Here is a 20,982-nt window from a genome sequence, read left to right as displayed (position 1 = left end):
CGGTGGTGCCAGTCAAATGGCTGGCATCACTACTGCAGACAAAAGCGACATGCCGCGACCAATTGCGTCATTTGAAGACCTGGTTGACCAGAGATGCGGGAGCACCAACAGGATCCATTTGAAGGCAAGCGATACTCTCCGCGAACCTTCGAGAAGCCGCGATGACATCCAGCCATATCTACTTCGATGCACACAGGATTTCCGCATCACTGAACTGGGCAGCCAAGGTACTGGCTGACTGTGGTCTTGAGCTCGAATTGGAGCTGGGTGAGAACAGCGTTCTCATTACGGGCGATGAAGACGTTCGTCTGGGGCTCTCTCTCAACGACGCGCCCCATGTCCTCCAGGAAGCCATCGAGCTAGCGCATGGCACCGAACACGTACATGCCATGAGCCAGTGCATGGCCAGATTCGAGATCTCAATCACCGACCTGGAGGCGGTGCTGGATGAGATGAACACGCTGATCGAGGTCCAGCAGACATTGCTCACCGCCGTGGACGGTGTCCTGTGGAACGAGTGGAACGAAGCACTCAGCCGGTGATTTCCGGCTGAGGCCCGGCCTTCGGCCCCAGCAACGCCAGCAGCACGAAGACCACGACCGAGGCGACGGTGCCGAGCACCGCCGGTAACCCGAACGCCCACGCCGAACGGCCCTGCTGGCGTGCCCACTGGGCCAGATGCCAGGCCGCGCCCAGGTTGATCAGCCAGGCAACCACGAACACCGGCCACAGCACCATGCCCACCGCGCGCAGCAGGGGCATGGACACCAGCGCGGCAACGATCGCCGCGATCAGGAAGATCAGCGCAGAGCGGGAATGACGCGATGCAGATGCGTTCATGCGGCCAACCTGCGCACCATCACCAGCACGCGATAGCTGCAGTTGTCGGCTTCCTGCAGCGGCTTCCAGCCCAGCCGAGCGTACAGGCCGCCATCCAGCGCTTCGGTCTGTAGATACAACGCGGAAACGCCCATCCGAACCGCCTGCGCCGCTGCCTGCTCGACCAGCCCACTGGCCAGCCCGCGGCCCCGATGGCTGTCGGCCACGAACACGCTGCCCAGCCAGTGTTCATACTGCGGGAATGCCTGCATCTCCCTGCGCTTGAGCTGCACGGCACCAACCAACTGGTCTCCATCGAAGGCGGCGATCAGGTGCGGGAAACCTCCGGCGTCCTGCGGCGGATTGAGCCGCTGCAGTTCCTGTTCCAGCGACAGGCCCGCGTCCTGGCCCCATTGTGCGTGGTACCACTCGGCCAGTTGCTGCCGTTCCGGTGCGCCAGCGGGTAATACCCTGAATTCCATGGCAATGCCTTGATCCCGATATTGCCCAAGAGGATCACGGACGGCGCTCGAAGGGAAGCCTTCTGTAGAGTCGCGCCGTGCTCGACTGATCCGGCATTGCGCGAACGGCAGCCGAGCATGGGCTCGGCTCTACATGACAATCAACCCTGGGCGAAGTCCTTCAGGATCTCGCCGACGCCGCTGGGCGAGATCTCGAAACCCAGCTGGGTGCCCGGGTTGATCACCACGCCGTAGCCACCCGGCACGCGGCGCAGCACGTCCAGCATCAGCCAGCGGATCTGGTGTTCGGCCTGCTGGCTGTAGATGCCCACCCGCGACGGATCGGTGAACACGGCCACGTGCAGGATGCCCTGCTTGTCGAACAGCAGCGGGTCGAAGCCGCTGCCGTCGGGCGTGACCAGGCTGCCGGTCAGCAGCACTACCTCGGAAGCGACGAAGGCCTCCATGAAGGCGCGGATCGGCACCGCCCCGTCCATCGCCGCCTTCAACAGGGTTTCGATCGGGGTCTGCGGGGCGAGGTCGGTCATGGCGGTACGGCAGGAGGTGGGGGGGTCTATTGTAGAGCCGAGCCCACGCTCGGCTGCCCCTGTCTGCGTTCCGTAGAAGCGCAGCCGAGCATAGGCTCGGCTCTACAGCCGCCCAACCCAGGCCCGTCAGCGCCCTAGACGCAAGTCCCGCGCCTGCTGGTCGGTCATCGCCTTGTCCAGCTCGGCCTGCAGCGCTGGCTGCTGCACGGCGGCATCCAGCACATACACCTTCACGCCGTGTGCGGGCACTTCGGCCTTCAGGGAGGCATCCACCTGCAACGAACCGCCGTCCAGCGCATCACGCCAGCGGCCCGCCTGCACGTAACGCGCCACAGTGAAGCTCTTTGCCCTGTCGCCCTTGTTCAGCAGCACCAGCGCAGTCTGCGCCACGTCACCGTGCTGCAGCACGCGGAAGAACACCGCCTCATCGCCCTGCAGGCGCTCGTTCACCTGCAGGCCCCGCTGCAGCGCCGGGGTGGCTTCACGCAACCGGGCGATACGCTGCAGCGGCGCGAAGATCGGGCTCTGCGGTGCAGCGTCCACGCGCGGCTGGCCGAAGTAGGCACGGTTGCCTGCATGCTCGGCGCGGCCGCGCATGAAGCCGGTTTCCGAGCCGTAGTAGACCACCGGAATACCGCGCGCGGTGAACAGCCAGTTGTGCGCATCGATGAAGCCGGTGTCGCTGGCCTGAAGGCGCGGCATGTCGTGGTTGTCGTAGAAGCTCATCAGCTCGTACGGATTGGCATACGGGCCACCGCTCAGGTGCAGTGGCTCAGCCAGGGTCTCGAAGCCCTTGTTGGCGGTGCCGAAGGTCTGCTCCAGTGCGCCGCGCAACGGGAAATCGAGCACGCTCACGTTGGCATTGGATGGCCAGGTGTGCTCGGCAATGGTCGCCGCGTTGTAGTCGAAGGCTTCGCCAAACATGAACATGCCCGGGTGCTCGGCACGGATGCGCTTGACGAAGGCATGCCACCACGGGTGCGGCAGCCAGCCGATGGTGTCGATGCGCAATGCGTCCACGCCCTGCGCGGTCCATTGCAGGTAGGCACCGACCAGGTAGTCCATCACCGCCGGATTGTCCTGGTTGAAGTCGGACAGCTCAGCCAGGTTGCCATCGAAGATCGAGCCATCCTTGCTGTCGACCGGTCCAATGTTGTTGTAGAACGCGTGCAGCGGGTTGTGCTTCGGATCCAGTTTCTGCGGCGGCAGGTTCTGGTGGTCGGCGATCAGTTTTCCGTCCTTGTCGAAGATCTGGCCGAACTGCGGCTGTCGCGTCGGCATGGTCCAGGCCGGCGAGCCGTGGTTGCCCACGATATCCAGCACCACCTTCAAGCCAGCACCGTGCAGGCCCTTGGTCAGCCCGGCGAAATCCAGGTTCTTGCTGGGCAGGTGCTCATCGAGCTTGTAGAAGTTGATGCCCCAGTACCCGTGGTAGCCGGTCTTGCCGCGGTCGGTCAGCGTGCTGGTGCAGCTGATCGGCTTGCTGCCGGTGAACGCCTCGTCCGGGTTGTCGACGATGGGCGTGATCCATACCGCGCCGAAACCGAGGTTGCGGATGTACTGCGCGTTGTCGAGCACACCGCGGAAATCACCACCGAGGTAGCCGATGTTGCCGTCCACCTTGTCCGGGCACGGCACCGGGATATCGAAGGTGCGGTGCGCGCCACCCTGGTCACGATGGTCATTGGCCGGGTCACCATTGACGAAGCGGTCGGTGACCACGAAGTACACCGCATCGCTGGCGAACGGCTCGGTGGTGCCGACGTAGTCCGGGCGCGGCGTGGCCACGGCCTGGCCGGCGAACAGGGCAAGGGAAACAGCAACAGCCAGGACACCACGCATCACACCACCTCCGGACGGGACGGAACCCGCAGCACGCACAGGCCGGCCAGGAACAGGCTGCAGCCGCCCAGCACCAGCACATGCATCGGCTGGCCACCCAGCCATGCGCGCAGGGCAAAGCCGAGCGCACTGGCCGCCACCAGCTGCGGGATCACGATGAAGAAATTGAAGATGCCCATGTACACGCCCATCTTCGACGCCGGCACGCTGTCGGACAGCAGTGCATACGGCAACGACAGGATCGAGGCCCAGGCAAAGCCCACACCCACCATCGACAGCAGCAGCCAGTGCGGGTCGCGGATGAACATCAGCGAGACCAAGCCGGCGCCGCCCAGCCACAGGTTGACCAGGTGGCTCCAGCGCAGGCCGATCGCACGCACCATCGGCGGAATCAGCACCGCCGCCAGCGCAGCGAAGCCGTTGTAGGCGCCAAACAGCACGCCCACCCAGTTGGCACCTTCGTTGTAGGCGGCCGACTGTGGATCGGTCGAACCGAAGTGGGTACCGGCCACCGCAGCGGTGGTGTAGATCCACATGGCGAACAGCGCGAACCACGAGAAGAACTGCACCCACGCCAGGCGGCGCATGGTGACCGGCATCGCGCGCAGGTCGCCGACGATGGCGGCCAGCATATGCGTGGCCGGCAGCGCGCGCGCGGCCGCCAGCAGCAGGCCGTAGCCGGCGCACAGGCCGGCCAGCACGTACAGCATCCGGTCGCCTTGCCGCCAGGCGATCAGCAGCGCCAACAGCACACCCAGCCCAAGCCACAGGGTGACCCGCGTCCATGAAGCCGGGCCGTTGATCGCGGCCGCCGCGTGATGTTCCGGTGGCTCGGCATCATCGAACCCGGCCAGCTCCGCCGGTGAATATTCGCGGGTGCTGACCACCGTCCAGGTGATCGCCGCCAGCAGCACCACCGCGCCGAAGTAGAACGCATAGCGCACAGTGTCGGGCACTTCCCCGGCGGACGCGGTGTTGGCAACGCCGAAGTGGGCCAGGATGAACGGCAGAAAGCTGGCGACGATGGCACCCACGCCGATGAAGAAGCTCTGCATGGCATAGCCGGCCGGACGCTGGCGTGGCGCCAGCTGGTCACCGACGAAGGCACGGAACGGCTCCATCGATACGTTGATCGAGGCATCCAGTACCCACAGCGTGCCGGCCGCGATCCACAGCGTCGGCGAGTTCGGCATCACCAGCAGCGCCAGCGTGGTCAACACCGCACCGATCATGAAGTACGGACGACGGCGCCCCCAGCGCGTCCAGGTGCGGTCGGACAGGTAGCCGATTACCGGCTGCACCAGCAGGCCGGTCAGCGGCGCGGCAATCCACAGCCCTGGCACCGCGTCGATATCCGCGCCCAGCGTCTCGAAGATGCGGCTGGCATTGGCGTTCTGCAGGGCGAATCCGAACTGGATGCCGAGGAAGCCGAAACACATGTTCCAGATCTGCCAGAACGACAGCTGCGGTTTTGCCGTGCGATTCATCGTGCACCCTCTTCCATCGCCACCGGCGCCACCGTCAGCGCCTGCACCTGGGCCTGGTTGAGCACGCCTTCGCGGCCACCCTTGCCCCCGGTGTAGTGCGCGAAATGTTCAAGCGCGCTCATGTTGAAGCCTTCTTCGAGCGCGACGGTGCACTGCCCCTTGGCCACAACGAACGTTGCCGAAGTCGAGTCCTGCACCGCCACGCTGTGCGGCAGCGTAACCGTGTGCCGCTGCAACGGCTGGCCCGGGCACTGCAGCACCAGCTGCTTCACCGCAGCGGTGACGCCGGTGTTGATCGGCCCGTTCGGGTTGCGGTACTGCAGGCGAAGACGCACCTGCCCGGCCTTGGCCGAGGTGAACTGCCAGCGATCCTCGCCCTTCAGCACCTGCTGCGGACCGACGCAGACCGTCGGGCTGTGCAGCGATTCCAATGCGTTGTCGCGCCGGGTCAGGCTGAGGCAATGCTGCAGGCCATCGTCACTGATGTGCGCCTGGCCGTTGCTGGCGGTGAGCGCGCGACCGTCCTGCCACAGCACCTGGCCGGTAGCGACCTCAACGTTCCAGCCCCTACCCTTGCGCCGCGCCTGCGGTGCGGCCGGCGTGGCCGGTGCGCGCGCATTGGCGTCGGCCGTCATTGCTGCGCTGCGCGGCGCCGCTGCTGCGGGGACCAGCTGCACGGTGGTGGTGGCACCACGCATCTTCACCTTGCCCGCTACCAGCAATCCATCGGCCAGCTGCTTCGGCCGCTCCAGCACATAACGCTTGCCGTTGGCCTCCAGGGAGATGCGGCGTTGCGTGCCGAACAGTTCGGGCACCAGCACGGCCGGCAGCTTGGGCTGCACGCGGCCATCGTCCTGCACGCCGAATACGCCTTCGACCACCATCGACAGATAGCCGGCCACCGACCACAGCTGGCGTTCGGAATTGACCACCGGGCCGCTCAGTGCGCCTTCCTCGACATGCACGGCCTGGCTGACCAGCTCGTAGTTTTCCATGTTGGAGCCGGCCAGCGCGGCGCCCTGCATCAACGAGCGGATTTCGGCGGCGATGCGCGGCGCATCATCCAGCTGCCGCGCCGCGCGCAGCGAGTACGCACTGACGAACGGCCAGATCGCGCGATTGTGGTAGATCGGCTGCTGCGCCTCCTGCGGCCACACCACCGGGCTGCCGGCCGGGCCCATCGGATACGCCGCCAGCGCACGCCGCGCGCGCTCCGGCGGCAGCACCCCGGCCAGGATGCCCAGCGAAAGGCCGAGCAGATCCACCTTGGCGTACGGCACCGGGTGCGCGGCTTCACCGATGTAACTCATGTACTGGCCGATGTCTTCGCGCCAGAAGCGCGTATCGATCTGCTGCGCCAACGCATCGGCCCACGCCTTGTACTCGGCCGCGCGGGCATCGCCGTGCTGCCCGGCCAGGCGTTCGGCCAGGCGCAGTGCTTGGTAGTGCAGCACGTTGGTGGACAGTGCGTAGGAATCACCGATGAAGCGCACGTCCTCGCGGGTCCAGTCCGGATAGGTCTGCTCGCGCCAGTCCAGGAACGAGGTCTCGCCGCGGTACAGGCCCATCTGCGCGTCGAACACCATCGCGCGGTCCTGCGCCAGCGTGCCCTGCAGCGCCTGCCAGACCTGATCGGCAAACGCTCGGTCCTCCAGCAGGTGGCGTGCCGCCAGGAACCACACCACGCGGTCGCTGCTGATCGGCCAGCTGCCGCCGGAACCGGTGTCCTGCGCCACGAACAGGCCGGGCGTGTGCCCGTCGCGCGCCGCCGACAGCTTGAACTGCAGCGACTGCCGGGTGCGTTGCGGGTCCAGCCGCGCCAGCGCCAGATCGGCGGCGAAGCTGACATCGCGGGTCCACACATAGGGCCAGCGCGCGCCGGTCTGGAAGCACTCGCACGGCACCGGCCGGCCCTCGTCGAAGGCCGGATCGCGGATCGCATCCACGCGGTCCTGGTCCATCTCCTGCTGGGCCAGCGCGAACAGTGCATCGAACATCACGCTGCCGGTCTGGCTGCGCATCGGTGCGGCTGCGATCTGCACTGCGCCCTTCGGCGCATGCAGCACGAAGCTGCCATTGGCAGCGGCTTCGGCGCGCGCATGGCGGCCGTCGAATTGCAGGTCGGCCGCCTGCGCGGTCGTCCCCAGCGCTGCCCCCAGGGCAGCGGTCAGGCAAATGATCTTCAGCATCGAAGCGGCGGACCGGCTTGCGCCCGTCGGCCTCCCTCCCTCTCTGCACGCGTTGTAGGTCCGCACCGTCGTTGCAGGCGGGCGGGCGCGGCCCCTCCCTCAAGGTGCCCTGGCCCCATGGTAGACGCGGGGCTGTCGGCTGCGTCCAGCTGCATACGTATTCATGGCGTCACGCGGTAGCGCACCCGCCGCGCTGGCTTATGGTCCGGGTCTGCCAACGGCGCCTTGGGAGGGGAAATGCCGATGCCACACACGGTTGTACGCGCGCTGTTCGCGCACATGCTGGGCCTGGCCCTGATCGGATGGGCCACGCTGGTACAAGCCGCGCCGCAGGTGGCCAGCGTCGAATCGCCGGGCAAGGTGCTGAAGGTCAGCCTGGTGCTGGACGGCGGCACCGCGCGCTACCGCGTCGAGCGCCTGGGCGACACTGTGGTGGAGGATTCGAAGCTCGGCTTCGCCCTGCGCGACGGTCGCCTGGACCGCGATTTCGCCCTGCTGGGCCAGCAGCGGCGCAGCGTTGATGACACCTGGGAACAGCCGTGGGGCGAACGCCGGCTCACCCGCAACCACTTCAACGAGCTGACCGTCCAGCTGACCGAAGCCACCGGCAGCAAGCGCCGGCTGGATGTGGTGTTCCGCGTCTACGACGATGGCCTCGGCTTCCGCTATGTGTTCCCTGAGCAACCGAACCTGCGCGAGGCGATCATCGATGACGAACTGACCGAGTTCGCCATCGCGCCTGAATCCACCGCTTGGTGGATCCCCGCCGGCGAACCGATCCACTACGAATACCTCTACCAGCGCACGCCGCTACGCGAAGTACCGCTGGTGCACACGCCGATGACCCTGCGCAGCCGCGATGGCCTGCACGTGGCGATCCACGAGGCCGCGCTGGTGGACTATGCCGGCATGTGGCTGCGGCGCACCGAGGCGCAGCGCCTGCGCGCGCAGCTCTCGCCCTCGGCCGAAGGCTGGAAGGTACGCCGCGCCCTGCCCTTCGCCACGCCGTGGCGCACGCTGCAGATCGCCGACCGTGCCGGTGGCCTGGTCGAATCGGACCTGATCCTCAACCTCAACGAACCCAACGCGCTGGGCGATGTGAGCTGGGTGAAGCCAGCCAAGTACCTGGGCGTGTGGTGGTCGATGCACCTGGACAACGAGAGCTGGGCGACCGGGCGGAAGCATGCGGCTACCACCGCCAAGACGAAAAAAGTCATCGACTTCGCCGCCGCGCACGGCTTCCGTGGCGTGCTGGTGGAAGGCTGGAACCCGGGCTGGGACGGCATGTGGGTGGGCAATGGTTATGACTTCGATTTCACCCGGGCCACGCCCGATTTCGACATTGAAGCGCTGTCGGCATATGGCCTGAAGAAGGGCGTACACCTGATCGGCCACCATGAAACCGGCTGCGCCATCGAGCACTACGAGGACCAGCTGGGCGCCGCGCTGGACCTGTATGCACGGCTGGGCGTGGACCAGTTCAAGACCGGCTACGTCTGTGACGACGGCCAGGTCGACCGCCGCAATTCGACGGGGGGCCCACTGTGGCGCGAGTGGCATGACGGGCAGTTCATGGCCCGCCACCATCTGAAGGTGGTGGAGGAAGCCGCGCGCCGGCACCTGTCGGTGAACCCGCATGAGCCGATCAAGGACACCGGCCTGCGCCGCACCTATCCCAACTGGATCTCGCGCGAAGGCGCACGCGGCATGGAGTACAACGCCTGGGGCCAGCCGCCGAACCCGCCGGAGCATGAGGTCAACCTGGTGTTCACCCGCATGCTGGCCGGGCCGATGGATTACACCCCCGGCATCCTCAGCCTGAAGGGCCGCCACGGCCAGGCCATTCCCAGCACGCTGGCGCGGCAGCTGGCCCTGTACGTGGTGCTGTACAGCCCGATCCAGATGGCCGCCGACCTGCCCGAACACTACCTGCAGCATCGCGAGGCGTTCCGTTTCATCGAGGACGTGGCGGTGGACTGGGAGCAGAGCCGCGTGCTCGATGGCGAAGTGGGCGACTACGTGACGATCGTGCGCCGCGACCGCAACAGCCGCGACTGGTTCCTCGGCAGCATCACGGATGAACACGGACGCGTGCTGCCGGTATCGCTGGGCTTCCTGGAGCCGGGCGTGCGTTATCGAGCCGAGATCTACCGTGATGGTGAAGGCGCTGATTTCCGCAGCAACCCGTTCGCGTTCGCACGCGAAACCCGCGAGGTGACCAGCGCCGATGCACTGACGCTGGTACTGGCACCGGGCGGTGGCCAGGCCATTCGCTTCACGCCGGTCCGCTGAACGTTTTCCTGCCTGCGCCCCCGTAGCGCCCGAGCCCACGCTCGGGCGGCGGTGCGTAGCACCGAAATGCAGCCGAGCATGGGCTCGGCTCTACAGAACGAGATACTTGAAAGCGATTACATCCCTGCACACGCCATTGAATACGTATGCAGGGTGATTCCCGCGAAGAACGCGCTGCCTACCATAGCGGCGACGACAGCGGCCACCGCGTCGCACGTTCACGGCCCCGCCGGAACGCTCACAAATCGATCTGCAACATTGCCTGGGAGGGGAAAATGTTGAACCACAAGCGCAGCGCGCTGAGCATCGCGCTGGCCGTTGTCCTGGCGCCGACGCTGGCGTCGGCACAGTCCACGCAGAGCGTCACCACGCCGGCCGGCACCGCCGCCACCAACCTCGATACGGTGCAGGTCACCGGCATCCGCCGCGGCATCGAGAGCGCGATCGCGGTCAAGCAGGACGCCACCTCGGTGGTCGAAGCGATCTCCGCCGAAGACATCGGCAAGCTGCCCGACGTCAGCATCGCCGAGTCCATCTCGCGCCTGCCCGGCCTGGCCGCGCAGCGCGTGGCGGGCCGTGCGCAGGTGATCAGCGTGCGCGGCCTGTCGCCGGACTTCGCCACCACCCTGCTCAACGGCCGCGAAGTGGTCAGCACCGGCGACAACCGCGGCGTCGAGTTCGACCAGTACCCGTCCGAGCTGGTCAACGGCGTGACGGTGTACAAGACCCCGGACGCGGCGCTGGTCGGCCAGGGCCTGTCGGGCACCATCGACATGCAGACCGCGCGCCCGCTCAGCTTCGGCGAGCGCGTGATCGCGGTCAGTGGCCGCTACCAGAAGAGTTCGCTGGGCCGCGCCGCCAACGTCGATCCATACGGCAACCGCTTCAGCGCCAGCTACATCGACCAGTTCCTGGACAAGACCCTGGGCATCGCCATCGGCTACGCGCACAGCGACATGCCGATCCAGGAGAACCAGGTCGGCCTGTACGAGCCGTGGACCACCGAGCACACCGACAAGGGCGACCGTCCGGGCGTGGGCGTCGGCACCTACTTCTCCGATGGCATCAAGGCGCTGCGCCGCACCGGCAACAACAAGCGCGACGGCGTGATGGCGACGATCCAGTTCCGGCCGAACAACAGCTGGACCAGCACCTTCGATGCATTCCACACCGAAGCCGAGCAGATCGACACCGCCAACCAGTTCGAGCTGAACCTCAGCAACTACAACGGCAACTACACCCCGGGCCTGCTGGTCAGCAACCCGCAGGTCAACGCCAATGGTTCGTTCACCGGCGGCACCGCCAGCGGCGTGTATCCGCTGGTGCGCGGCATGTACAACAAGCGCAAGGACAAGATCGATGCGTTCGGCTGGAACAACGAGTTCAACTTCGGCGGCGTCAAGCTGGTCGCCGACCTGAACTACTCCAAGGCCACGCGCGATGAGCTGAACCTGGAAAACAACCTGCAGCTGACCCCGATGCCACAGCTGGATACGGTCGGCGTGTCGATCCGCCAGAACGGCTTCTCGCAGATCAGCCCGGGCCTGAACTACTCCAATCCCGATGCGCTGTTCCTGACCAACACCATCTACGGCTCCGGCTACGGCAAGGTGCCGCAGGTGGAAGACCGCCTGAAGGGTGGCAAGCTGGCCGCCACCATCGCGCTGCCCGATGCCATCGCGTCGTGGGCGCCGGACATCGACATCGGCGTGAACTACGCCGACCGCCGCAAGGTGAAGACCCAGTCCGAAGGCAACATCCTGCTGGGTGCGCAGGGCGATGCCAACATCGCCTCGGACCTGCAGTATCGCCCGGTCAACCTCGGCTTCGCCGGCCTCGGCACCATCCCGGCCTGGAACGTCCCGGCCGCGGTCGGCCGCTACATGACCTTCAACCCGGTCGACAACCTGGACTACCTGATTCCCAAGTCGTGGACGGTGCAGGAGAAGATCACCACCGCCTGGGCACGCCTGAACATCAACGCCGACATCGGCGACGTCGGCGTGCGCGGCAACATCGGCGTGCAGATGCAGCACACCGACCAGAGCTCGGATTCGCGCTACTGGGACAGCTCGCAGTCGGCCGGCAATAACGTGCAGCCGTACTCGAACGGCCGCACCTACAACGATTGGCTGCCGAGCCTGAACCTGGCCTTCCTGTTCCCGCACCAGCAGACGCTGCGCTTCGCCGTCGCCAAGCAGGTCGCACGCCCACGTGTGGACCAGATGCGCGCCGGCCTGGAGTTCGGCGTGGACACCGGCACCGGCCGCCCCGGCGGCAGCGGCGGCAATCCGCTGCTGGACCCATGGCGTGCCACCGCGCTGGACCTGTCCTATGAGAAGTACTTCGGCGAGAAGGCCTACGTGGCCGCCGCGATCTTCTACAAGGACCTGAAGAGCTACGTCTACACCCAGTCGGTCGATAACTACGACTTCACCGCGCTGCTGGGCAGCTACGTGCCGCCGCCGGGCATGACCGCACCGGTGCTGACCACCGGCACCTTCTCCGCGCCGCAGAACGGCAAGGGCGGCACGCTGAAGGGCCTGGAGCTGACCGCATCGTTCCCGCTGGAGATGCTGACCGACAGCCTGCGCGGCTTCGGCGTGCAGGCCAGCGCGACCTTCAACAAGAGCGACATCACCATCCTGGATCCGGAGAGCGCCTCCAGCGTGGGCAGTGACCCGATCAGCCTGCCGGGCCTGTCCAAGCGCGTGTACAACTTCACTGCCTATTACGAGCGCAGCGGTTTTGAAGCACGCGTCAGCCAGCGCCGCCGATCGGACTTCATCGGTGAGATCGGCAACTTCAACGGCAACCGTAGCCTGCGCTACGTGGTTGGCGAGAACGTGACCGATGCGCAGGTCAGCTACACCTTCAGCGACAGCAGCGCCCTGCGTGGCCTGACCCTGCTTCTGCAGGGCAGCAACCTGACCAACGAGCCGTACCGCACCTACGCCGGCAGCAAGGACCGCCCGCTGGAGTACATCGAGTGGGGCCGCACCTACATGCTGGGCGTGAACTACAAGTTCTGACCACAGCCGGGTAGTGCCGGCCGCTGGCCGGCAACCACCCCATCGGTAGCGCCGGGCCATGCCCGGCGACGGTAGCCAGGAGCAGGACCGGAAACCCGCTGCGCAGGCAGCGGGTTTTCCTTTGCGCGGATGTCGGCCGTTGGTCGGCAAGGCCCACCCACAAAAAAGGGACGGGGCGCTTCGGCCCCGTCCCCACAAGTACCGCCACCGGAGAAAACGGTCAGCTGCGTCGGGCGCAATACACCGCGCGCGGCGGCAGCTGGAGTTCATCACCCTGCACCGTGCCCGCATCCGGGCCCGGTACCGCCACCTGCTGCCAGTTCCCCGGCGGCAGCGGATGGGTCACCGCCTCGGCCGACAGGTTGAAGGCCAGCAGGAGGGTTTCATCTGCAAGCATACGCTCGAACAGCAGCACAGGCTCGGCACTTTCAAGGAATCTGATGCTGCCATGCAGAAGCGCCGGCTGGGTATGGCGCCAGGCCAGGAACGCCCGGAACGCCGCCAGCACCGAGTGCGGGTCGCGTTCCTGCACGGCCACCGCCGCCGCGCGGTGCTCGGCCGGGATCGGCAGCCAGGGCTGCCCGGTGGTGAAACCCGCTAACGGCGCATCGGTCCATGGCAGCGGGGTACGGCAGCCGTCACGGCCCTTGAAATTCGGCCAGAAGGTGATGCCATACGGGTCCTGCAGGGCCTCGAACGGGACCTCGGCCTCGGCCAGGCCCAGCTCCTCGCCCTGGTACAGGCAGACCGAGCCGCGCAGCGAGCACAGCATCGCCACCAGCATCCGCGCCAGGCGCGGATCGGCCGGGTGACCGCCCCAGCGGCTGACCGCACGCTCCACGTCGTGATTGGACACCGCCCAGCACGGCCAGCCTTCGGTCATCGCCGCTTCCAGCCGCGAGACCGTATCGCGGATGTAGGCCGCGCTGTAGTCGTCCACCAGCAGCTCGAAGCTGTAGCCCATGTGCAGGCGGCCATCGCGGGTGTACTCGGCCGTGGTGGCCAGCGAGTCTTCCGAAGAGATCTCGCCCAGGCTGACCGCCCCCGGGTATTCGTCCAGCAGCGCGCGCAGGCGCTCCAGGAACGGCAGGTTCTCCGGCTGCGTGTTGTTGTAGTAGTGGTACTGGTAGGCGTACGGGTTGTCCGGGCTGAAGCCGCGCCCCACCCGCTTGTCGGCGGGCTTGGCCGGGTTGTCACGCAGCTGTGCGTCGTGGAAGCAGAAGTTGATCGCATCCAGGCGGAAGCCATCCACGCCGCGGTCCAGCCAGAAGCGCACATTGTCCAGTGTGGCCTGCTGCACATCCGGGTGATGGAAGTTCAGGTCCGGCTGGTCGACCAGGAAGTTGTGCAGGTAGTACTGCTCACGGCGCGGCTCCCACTGCCAAGCGCAGCCACCGAACAGCGACAGCCAGTTGTTGGGCGGGGTGCCATCCTCGCGCGGGTCGGCCCAGACGTACCAGTCGGCCTTCGGATTGCTGCGGTCCTGGCGGCTCTCGCGGAACCACGCATGCTCGATCGAGGTGTGGCTCAGCACCTGGTCGATCATCACCTTCAGGCCCAGGCCGTGGGCCTTGGCCAACAGGCGGTCGAAGTCGTCCAGGCTGCCGAACAGCGGATCAACGTCGCGGTAATCGGCGATGTCGTAGCCGAAGTCGGCCATCGGCGACTTGAAGAACGGCGAGATCCAGATTGCATCCACGCCCAGCGCGGCAATGTGGTCCAGGCGCTGGATGATGCCGGGCAGATCGCCCACGCCATCGCCGTTGGCATCGAGGTAACTGCGCGGGTAGATCTGATAGATGACGGCTCCGCGCCACCATGGATAGTGCGACATCGACAGCCCCCCTCCGGGCATGCGGGACCCGCCGGCAGCGGGCCGAAATCCTGATCCGGCAAGCTTAGCGGCGGGCTCCCGGGCATGGCGCAACCTGCATACGTATTCACGCGGAGGGCCGCGCAGGCCGGGCTGGAATTGCCGCGCGGACCGGTTTGCGCCCGAATTCACGGCCAGCGCCTATAATCGGTGGTGAGCCTGAAAGCCTGATCGCATGACCATCACCGAAGACACCCGTCCCGCCCTGGGCCTGCCCCAGATCCAGTCGCTTGCCGCGGCCGACATGGCCGCCGTCGACGCCCTGATCCGGCGCCGGCTGTCTTCGGACGTCGTGCTGATCAACCAGATCGCCGACCACATCATTTCCGCCGGCGGCAAACGCCTGCGCCCGATGCTGGTGATGCTGGCCGGCCACGCGGTGGGCCAGGCCGGCCCGGAACACCACCAGCTGGCGGCGATCATCGAGTTCATCCACACCTCCACCCTGCTGCACGATGACGTGGTGGACGAATCCAGCCTGCGCCGCGGCCGCAGCACCGCCAACGCGCTGTGGGGCAACGCGCCGAGCGTGCTGGTCGGCGACTTCCTGTACTCGCGCAGCTTCCAGCTGATGGTCGAGCTGGAGCGCATGTCGGTGATGCAGATCCTGGCCGATGCCACCAACCGCATCGCCGAGGGTGAGGTGTTGCAGCTGCTGCACGTGCACAACCCCGATACCGACGAAGCCGCGTACCTCCGCGTGATCGAGCGCAAGACCGCGGTGCTGTTCGCCGCCGGCACCCGCCTGGGCGCGCTGGCCAGCGGCGTGGACGAAGCCAAGCAACAGGCCCTGTTCGACTACGGCATGCACCTGGGCTACGCGTTCCAGATTGCCGACGACGTGCTGGACTACTCGGCCAACGCCGAGGAGCTGGGCAAGAACCTGGGCGACGACCTCGCCGAGGGCAAGGCCACGCTGCCGCTGATCCACGCGATGGCCCACTCCGACGACGCTACCCGCGAACGCCTGCGCACCATCGTGCAGGACGGCGACGCCTCGGCGATGCCGGAAGTGCTGGCCGCGATCCGTGCCACCGGCGGCCTGGAGTACAGCCGCGCGCGTGCAGAGGAATACGCTGAGGCCGCCGAGCGCGCGCTCGATGGCCTGGGCGACAACGATGCCGTGGCCGCCCTGCGTGGCCTGGCCCGCTACGCGGTGCAGCGCTCGCATTGACCTGTAGTGCCGACCAACGGTCGGCACCTACCAAACCGGCATTCCGGTGGGTGCCGACCGTTGGTCGGCACTGAAACGGTCGCATTGACCGCATCTGGTAGTGCCGGCCGCTGGCCGGCATTGAAGCATCGGTAGGTGCCGACCGTTGGTCGGCACTGAAGCATCGGTAGTGCCGGCCGCTGGCCGGCATTCCCGATGACATCCGCAGCATCATGAGGTTGTCGGCCAGCGGCCGGCACTACCACTGCACGAATCAACGTTTCTCGAAGCGCTCCTCGAAGAACTCATCCAGCGCCTTCCACGCGCGCTTGGCCGCCCGCTCGTTGTACTGGCACCCCGGCGGGCTGTTGGCGTCGCGCTCGGCGAAGCAGTGCACCGCACCGCTGTAGTTGGTGAACTCCCAATCGACCTTGGCCGCGTCCATTTCCTTCTGGAAGCCAGCGATGTCCTCGGCGGTCACGCTCCTGTCGTCGGCGCCGTTGAGCACCAGCACCGACGGATGGCTGCCACCGGCCTGCGCCGGCAGCGGTGAACCCAGCCCGCCGTGCAGGCTGACCACAGCGGCCAGCGGCGCACCGGCGCGAGCCAGCTCCAGCACCGTGGTGCCACCGAAACAGAAACCGACCGCACCGATCCGGCTGGCATCCAGCGGTACCTTGCCGGCCTGCGCCTTGAGCACGTTCACCGCTTCCAGTGCACGCGCGCGCAGCAGCGGCCGGTCGTTGCGCAGCTTGCTGGCCACCGGCCCCGCCTCCGCATCGGTCCTCGGCCGCACCTCCTTGCCATAGACATCGGCCACCAGCACCACGTAGTCATCGCCGGCCAGCTGCTTGGCCTTCTCGACTGCCGACTCGTTCACACCCTTCCAGTTCGGCACCATCACCAGGCCCGGGCGCTTGTCGTTGTCCCCATCGTCATAGACCAGCACACCACTGAAGGTCGTGCCCTGGTGTTTCCACTCCACCGGCTGCGTCTTCATCGCCGCCCACGCCGGCATCGCCGCCAGCCCCAGCATCACCGCCACACCGCATCGCCAACGATTCATGCGCCTGCTCCGCAAGAAAAAGGGGACGGAGGGGATTAAGCCGTATTCGCCCCTCCCGCGTCGCATTCTGCATTGGCGGCGTGACGCAGGTGTGGTTGGATACGACTTGATCCCCTCCGTCCCCTTTTTTCGCATGACTCTTGTTGATCGCTTTCTGTCTGGCCTGATCCCGCGTTTGCCTGCCGAGGATGCCCCGCAGTGGGTCCACGTGCAGGGCGCCAGCGCTGAAGACCTGCAGCGCCTGCGTGTGCAGTGGCCGCAGGTGCCGGACAGCCTGGTGGAACTCCTATCGCGCGTGGATGGCACGCACTACCGGGAGTACCCCGGCGGCAAGGTCTGCGTACTGATGCTGGGCTCGGACGTGGAGGACGGTGGCTACCCGTACTACCTGCGATCGGTCGCCCAGATCTTCGAGGACCAGCAGCGGTGGGACGACAGCATCCGTTCCATCTACGAAGAGTGGCTGGATGACGAACCGGAGATTCTCGGCGAGGGCATCGACGCGGATCTGCCGATGAGCCGCCGGCTGTGTTTCTCGCACTGCATGAACAACGGCGGCACCTCGATGCTGTACCTGGATTTCGATCCCGCGCCAGGCGGCACCGTCGGCCAGGTGGTGCGCTACCTGCATGACCCGGATAGCTACACGGTCATCGCACCCAGCTTCGATGCGTACCTGCAGCAACTGATTGATCGCGATTACGCGTTCATCCTGCATGAGGACTGAAATCCAGCCGAGCATGGGCTCGGCTCTACAGTAGATCCACTCCATGCGTGGATGGCGGGTTCACCCGCGCTCGATCCAATGCAACGTGCCCGGCATGAGCGCCAGCAGGTCCGCTGCGGCCAGCTGATTCCGCGGCCAGTGGCGTTCCGGCGGCTTCGGCTGCCGGGCACCCACCGAACCGTCGTAGTCGCGCACCAGCAGGCCGATGCGCGCGGCTCCGGCCCGCAACAGCGCGTCGATACGCTGCAACCACTGGCCGGCATCGTCCAGCGCTTCATCGCGGCGTGCCTGCTGATCCTGTTCATGCCGCGCCAACTGCGCGGCCAGCGCGCGGGCGATCTTGGCTTCGCTCCAGCCCTTCTTCCGCCAGCGCTCGGCATCGCCCTGCCATTCCGGCTCCGCCTGCGCCGAGGCCAGCGCGGTGCCACAATCGCAGTGCGCTGCGCTCAGCCACGGCTGCCAGCCGGGCCCGACGGCCGCCTGCAGACTGGGAGAATCCTGTACGAACAGGCGTCGGCCGCTGCGCTCCATGATCGTGGCGGCTTTCACGTGCGCAAACGAGGTGGGCAGGAACAGTGTGACGAAGGTGCACATGCGGGTATCCGGGTCCGTCCGGGGATGCGCCGATGGTAACTCGCCGGGGTCAGAGCCCTTTCCTGCGGAAAGGGATTCGACCCCGATCCGGCGGATCAGGCGATGCCCAACCCCGGAATCGCGCTGATGCTGTCCGGATCGAACCCGGCCAGTTCGGCGAAATGACGGCCACGGGCCACGTAGTCGCGGTAGGCCCCGAAGCTCGGCGCGCCCGGTGACAGCAGCACGACCCCGCCCTGCTCGCCCAGCGCGGTACGTGCCAGCGCCATCGCCTCCGCAAGATCGCCCGCCGCGTGCAGGCCGAAGCGACCGGCATCGGCCAGCGGCTGCAGCATGGCATGGATGCGCGGGCCGTTGCTGCCCATGGTCACGATCTCCACCGGTGGCACGTCGTGGGCCATGTGCTGCATGAAATCGGTCCAGTCCAGGCCACGGTCGTGCCCGCCCACCAGCAGCGCGATGCGCTGCCCGGCGAAGCACTCCAGCGCGGCCAGGCTGGCGTGGGGCGTGGTGCTGATCGAATCGTTGACGTAGGTCAGGCCATCGGCCACGCCGATGCGCTGCAGGCGGTTCGGCAGCGGGCGGAAATCCTGCACCGCCGGTGCCAGCGCCACCGCGTCCAGGCCCAGTGCCTCCAGCGCGGCCAGCACCGCGCACAGGTTGCCGCGGTTGTGACGGCCCGGCAGCGGCGTGTTGCGGGTATCGAACACGGCCTGCTCACCGTGATGCACGATGTCGCCCCGCATGTGCCAGCCCTGCGGCTGGTTGAACCAGACCACCTCACTCTCGGGCAGCGACAGTGCCGCCAGGTGCGGATCTGCGGCATTGAGCACGACGATGCGCGGTGCGGCTTCAGTCACCAGCCGCAGCTTGTCCTCGATGTAACGCTGTTCGCTGCCGTGCCAGTCCAGGTGTTCCGGGAACAGGTTCAGCACCACGGCCACCTGCGGGCGGGCGCCACTGCGCGCCACCTCACCGGTCTGGTAGCTGGACAGTTCCACCGCCCAGTACTCGGGCGCGGGCTGCGGATCCAGCACTTCAAGCAGCGGCAGGCCGATGTTGCCGACCAGTCCGGTGCGATGCCCGGCGGCCCGCAGCAGGTGCGCGACCAGCGCGGTGGTGGTGCTCTTGCCCTTGGTGCCGGTCACGCACACGGTGTCGTGCACGATGCCATCGTCAGCCGCGTGCTCCGCAAACCACAGCGCGGTGCCGCCGATGAAGGTGGTGCCCTGCTCTGCCGCCGCCAGCGCGATCGGCTGGTAAGGGCTGATGCCGGGCGACTTGATCACCACATCGAACGCGGCCAGCGCTTCGGCCGAGGGTTCGCCAAGTACCTGCAGTGCGCCCTGCGTTTCCGCACGCGCGGCTTCGGCTTCAGCGGCCGGGCAGAACAGGCTCAGGCCAAGCGTTGGCAGGCGCTCACGCAGCACCGCAAACGCGGCGCGGCCCTCACGGCCCCAGCCCCACAGCGCGACGCGCTTTCCTTCAAGCTTCGAAATCTTCACGCACCCGTTCCCACAGCGCAGCCGGAACGCGGTGCTCGCCCTGCAGCTGCAGCAGCGGTGCCAGTTCCAGTTCGGCGGCATCCAGCTGCGGCTGGATCTCGTTGCAGAAGCGCTTCACCAACAGGTCTTCCTTCCATTCCGGGCGCTGCGCCAAGGTCGCCATCGCCGCACGCGATTCGCGGCCTTCGCCCACGCACTCGAACGGCTTGTGGTCCTGGAATTCCAGCAGCGCGTCGAAGCCACCGGCCTGTTCGGCATCGTCCAGCAGGTTGCGGCCAAAGATGCGCACCAGGCGCGTCTTGGGCATGAACGGGGCCAGCGCCAGGAAGACGAAATGGCACTTCGGGCAGACGCCGCACCAGCGGTTCACCGGGCGCTCGCCGAGGATGTGGAAATTGCGGTTGCAGCTGGAGAAGTGCGCGTCGTAGAAATCGGTCTTGGCGAACTGGCGGGCCACCGCCAGCTCGGACATCGGGCGCAGCAGCGAGTAGTACTGCAGGTCCGCCGCCACGTACTTCCGCACATGGCTGCCGAACGCCTGCTCGCAGGCCCAGCCCTTGGACCACTGGTGATTCACTTCGCCGGTGCCCGGAATCTGGCTGCCGTAGCTGGCCGAACGCTCGTTGGAGAACACGACCTGGTCCACGCCGTGCAGCAACGCGGCCAGCACCATGATTGCCGAGTTCACCACCGTCACCGGGATATGGCCGTTCCAGGCGCCTTGGCGGTTCAACTCGAACAGTTCCGGCGCCAGCGTGCGGCCCAGGTTCAATGTCGGCAGGCCGGTGCGCTCAGCGCACGCACGGATCAGCTGCGAGCCACCGATCCAGGTCACGGTCTCGTCCACGCCGGCACGGCGCAGCGCTTCGATGCTCACCAGCGAATCCTTGCCGCCGCCGATGGCCACCAGCGCGTGCGGCCGCAGACCCAGCGCCGGCGCCTGCACGGCCTCGCCCTGCACCGGCAACCGGAAGCGGCCGCGCAGGTTCAGACCGTTGCGGTAGGCGAATTCGCCCAGGCCGTTGAGGTAAATGGTTTCCACCAGCGCGGCGGTATCGGCATCGATGCTGTAGCTGTCGATGCTGACCGTATCCGGTACGCCGGCCTTGTAGTAGCTGACGCCGGCGATCAGGTGCAGCAGCTGCAGCGCGCGCTGCACGGCGGCGGCGCGCGCCTCGTCCAACACGAACGGAGCACCGGGCACGGTGATGGTTTCCACCATCTCCGGGCCGTCGTCGAAGGCGTAGACCAGCCGGGCCACGCCGGTATCCGCTGCGAAGTCGCAGCGGACGAAGCGGAAGCGGGAAACCTGGTGTTTGTCGAAAGCAGTCATGGTGTATCCGGTCAGGCACGGGCCCGCGCGAGGGCGTGGGGCGTGTCGGTGGGCGGGTGCA

Annotated in this window: 16 protein-coding genes; 5 read left to right on the top strand and 11 right to left on the bottom strand. The window is 66.9% G+C overall.

All coding sequences use genetic code 11. The features are described from left to right. The first annotated feature begins 161 nt into the window (after positions 1 to 161). Positions 162 to 542 (top strand): hypothetical protein, encoded by a 381-nt coding sequence (locus tag AC5P8C_RS18790; protein WP_019659377.1) that lies wholly within the window; start codon positions 162 to 164, stop codon positions 540 to 542. On the opposite strand, the gene AC5P8C_RS18785 is transcribed toward AC5P8C_RS18790, so the two are convergent. The 6 genes from AC5P8C_RS18785 to AC5P8C_RS18760 all read right to left on the bottom strand — a co-directional run bounded on the left by AC5P8C_RS18785 (position 532) and on the right by AC5P8C_RS18760 (position 7,346). Then, positions 532 to 840, bottom strand: coding sequence for a hypothetical protein (locus tag AC5P8C_RS18785; RefSeq protein ID WP_019659378.1), 309 nt, complete (start codon positions 838 to 840; stop codon positions 532 to 534). The genes AC5P8C_RS18790 and AC5P8C_RS18785 overlap by 11 nt on opposite strands. Next, the gene (locus tag AC5P8C_RS18780) at positions 837 to 1,301 is read right to left on the bottom strand and encodes a GNAT family N-acetyltransferase (protein ID WP_019659379.1); all 465 of its coding nucleotides are present in this window, start codon (positions 1,299 to 1,301) and stop codon (positions 837 to 839) included. Before AC5P8C_RS18780 ends, AC5P8C_RS18785 begins: the two co-directional genes overlap by 4 nt. Positions 1,302 to 1,441: 140 nt before the next feature. Next, positions 1,442 to 1,828 (bottom strand): SseB family protein, encoded by a 387-nt coding sequence (locus AC5P8C_RS18775; protein ID WP_134730436.1) that lies wholly within the window; start codon positions 1,826 to 1,828, stop codon positions 1,442 to 1,444. Positions 1,829 to 1,954: 126 nt separating this feature from the next. Then, on the bottom strand, positions 1,955 to 3,670 hold the full coding sequence (locus tag AC5P8C_RS18770) for an alpha-amylase family glycosyl hydrolase (protein ID WP_495219231.1): 1,716 nt from the start codon (positions 3,668 to 3,670) through the stop codon (positions 1,955 to 1,957). Continuing rightward, on the bottom strand, positions 3,670 to 5,157 hold the full coding sequence (locus AC5P8C_RS18765; protein WP_171952356.1) for an MFS transporter: 1,488 nt from the start codon (positions 5,155 to 5,157) through the stop codon (positions 3,670 to 3,672). Before AC5P8C_RS18765 ends, AC5P8C_RS18770 begins: the two co-directional genes overlap by 1 nt. Beyond that, the gene (locus tag AC5P8C_RS18760) at positions 5,154 to 7,346 is read right to left on the bottom strand and encodes an MGH1-like glycoside hydrolase domain-containing protein (RefSeq protein ID WP_495219230.1); all 2,193 of its coding nucleotides are present in this window, start codon (positions 7,344 to 7,346) and stop codon (positions 5,154 to 5,156) included. Before AC5P8C_RS18760 ends, AC5P8C_RS18765 begins: the two co-directional genes overlap by 4 nt. A 237-nt stretch (positions 7,347 to 7,583) precedes the next feature. Between AC5P8C_RS18760 and AC5P8C_RS18755 the strand changes: the two genes are divergently transcribed. Together AC5P8C_RS18755 and AC5P8C_RS18750 are read left to right on the top strand one after the other, a co-directional pair. Next, positions 7,584 to 9,638: a glycoside hydrolase family 97 protein gene (locus AC5P8C_RS18755; RefSeq protein WP_495219228.1), complete on the top strand. Its 2,055-nt coding sequence runs from the start codon at positions 7,584 to 7,586 to the stop codon at positions 9,636 to 9,638. Positions 9,639 to 9,913: 275 nt separating this feature from the next. Next, positions 9,914 to 12,670 (top strand): TonB-dependent receptor, encoded by a 2,757-nt coding sequence (locus AC5P8C_RS18750; RefSeq protein WP_338713369.1) that lies wholly within the window; start codon positions 9,914 to 9,916, stop codon positions 12,668 to 12,670. A 220-nt stretch (positions 12,671 to 12,890) separates the two neighbouring features. Here AC5P8C_RS18750 and AC5P8C_RS18745 read toward each other — a convergent pair whose 3' ends face one another. After that, positions 12,891 to 14,504, bottom strand: a complete 1,614-nt coding sequence (locus AC5P8C_RS18745) for an alpha-glucosidase family protein (protein WP_495219227.1) — start codon at positions 14,502 to 14,504, stop codon at positions 12,891 to 12,893. A 214-nt stretch (positions 14,505 to 14,718) separates the two neighbouring features. On the opposite strand from AC5P8C_RS18745, the gene AC5P8C_RS18740 reads away from it, so the two are divergent. After that, positions 14,719 to 15,717: a polyprenyl synthetase family protein gene (locus AC5P8C_RS18740; protein ID WP_019659387.1), complete on the top strand. Its 999-nt coding sequence runs from the start codon at positions 14,719 to 14,721 to the stop codon at positions 15,715 to 15,717. Positions 15,718 to 15,970: 253 nt separating this feature from the next. Here AC5P8C_RS18740 and AC5P8C_RS18735 read toward each other — a convergent pair whose 3' ends face one another. Continuing rightward, positions 15,971 to 16,762, bottom strand: coding sequence for a dienelactone hydrolase family protein (locus tag AC5P8C_RS18735; RefSeq protein ID WP_495219226.1), 792 nt, complete (start codon positions 16,760 to 16,762; stop codon positions 15,971 to 15,973). 133 nt (positions 16,763 to 16,895) lie between these two features. Between AC5P8C_RS18735 and AC5P8C_RS18730 the strand changes: the two genes are divergently transcribed. Further along, positions 16,896 to 17,489 (top strand): SMI1/KNR4 family protein, encoded by a 594-nt coding sequence (locus tag AC5P8C_RS18730; protein WP_495219225.1) that lies wholly within the window; start codon positions 16,896 to 16,898, stop codon positions 17,487 to 17,489. A gap of 60 nt (positions 17,490 to 17,549) precedes the next feature. Here the strand turns inward: AC5P8C_RS18730 and AC5P8C_RS18725 are convergent, their stop codons facing one another. The 3 genes from AC5P8C_RS18725 to murL form a co-directional block, all read right to left on the bottom strand. After that, positions 17,550 to 18,083 (bottom strand): hypothetical protein, encoded by a 534-nt coding sequence (locus AC5P8C_RS18725; protein WP_019659390.1) that lies wholly within the window; start codon positions 18,081 to 18,083, stop codon positions 17,550 to 17,552. Positions 18,084 to 18,178: 95 nt separating this feature from the next. Next, entirely contained in the window at positions 18,179 to 19,588 is a 1,410-nt protein-coding gene (gene murD, locus AC5P8C_RS18720; protein WP_019659391.1) for a UDP-N-acetylmuramoyl-L-alanine--D-glutamate ligase, read from the bottom strand. Further along, entirely contained in the window at positions 19,569 to 20,921 is a 1,353-nt protein-coding gene (murL, locus tag AC5P8C_RS18715) for a UDP-N-acetyl-alpha-D-muramoyl-L-alanyl-L-glutamate epimerase (protein WP_019659392.1), read from the bottom strand. Before murL ends, murD begins: the two co-directional genes overlap by 20 nt. Between the last annotated feature and the right edge of the window lie 61 nt (positions 20,922 to 20,982).

Source organism: Stenotrophomonas sp. YJH_SMC_46 (assembly GCF_059370315.1).
Note: the sequence above shows the minus strand (reverse complement) of the source record. Positions and strands in the feature narration are given on the sequence as shown.

Coding starts and splice junctions, on each gene's coding strand:
- AC5P8C_RS18785 (WP_019659378.1), bottom strand. CDS start 840: ATGAACGCATCTGCATCGCGTCATTCCCGCTCTGCGCTGATCTTCCTG.
- AC5P8C_RS18725 (WP_019659390.1), bottom strand. CDS start 18,083: ATGTGCACCTTCGTCACACTGTTCCTGCCCACCTCGTTTGCGCACGTG.
- AC5P8C_RS18770 (WP_495219231.1), bottom strand. CDS start 3,670: ATGCGTGGTGTCCTGGCTGTTGCTGTTTCCCTTGCCCTGTTCGCCGGC.
- AC5P8C_RS18765 (WP_171952356.1), bottom strand. CDS start 5,157: ATGAATCGCACGGCAAAACCGCAGCTGTCGTTCTGGCAGATCTGGAAC.
- AC5P8C_RS18780 (WP_019659379.1), bottom strand. CDS start 1,301: ATGGAATTCAGGGTATTACCCGCTGGCGCACCGGAACGGCAGCAACTG.
- AC5P8C_RS18790 (WP_019659377.1), top strand. CDS start 162: ATGACATCCAGCCATATCTACTTCGATGCACACAGGATTTCCGCATCA.
- AC5P8C_RS18745 (WP_495219227.1), bottom strand. CDS start 14,504: ATGTCGCACTATCCATGGTGGCGCGGAGCCGTCATCTATCAGATCTAC.
- AC5P8C_RS18730 (WP_495219225.1), top strand. CDS start 16,896: ATGACTCTTGTTGATCGCTTTCTGTCTGGCCTGATCCCGCGTTTGCCT.
- AC5P8C_RS18735 (WP_495219226.1), bottom strand. CDS start 16,762: ATGAATCGTTGGCGATGCGGTGTGGCGGTGATGCTGGGGCTGGCGGCG.
- AC5P8C_RS18760 (WP_495219230.1), bottom strand. CDS start 7,346: ATGCTGAAGATCATTTGCCTGACCGCTGCCCTGGGGGCAGCGCTGGGG.
- AC5P8C_RS18755 (WP_495219228.1), top strand. CDS start 7,584: ATGCCGATGCCACACACGGTTGTACGCGCGCTGTTCGCGCACATGCTG.
- AC5P8C_RS18750 (WP_338713369.1), top strand. CDS start 9,914: ATGTTGAACCACAAGCGCAGCGCGCTGAGCATCGCGCTGGCCGTTGTC.
- murL (WP_019659392.1), bottom strand. CDS start 20,921: ATGACTGCTTTCGACAAACACCAGGTTTCCCGCTTCCGCTTCGTCCGC.
- AC5P8C_RS18740 (WP_019659387.1), top strand. CDS start 14,719: ATGACCATCACCGAAGACACCCGTCCCGCCCTGGGCCTGCCCCAGATC.
- AC5P8C_RS18775 (WP_134730436.1), bottom strand. CDS start 1,828: ATGACCGACCTCGCCCCGCAGACCCCGATCGAAACCCTGTTGAAGGCG.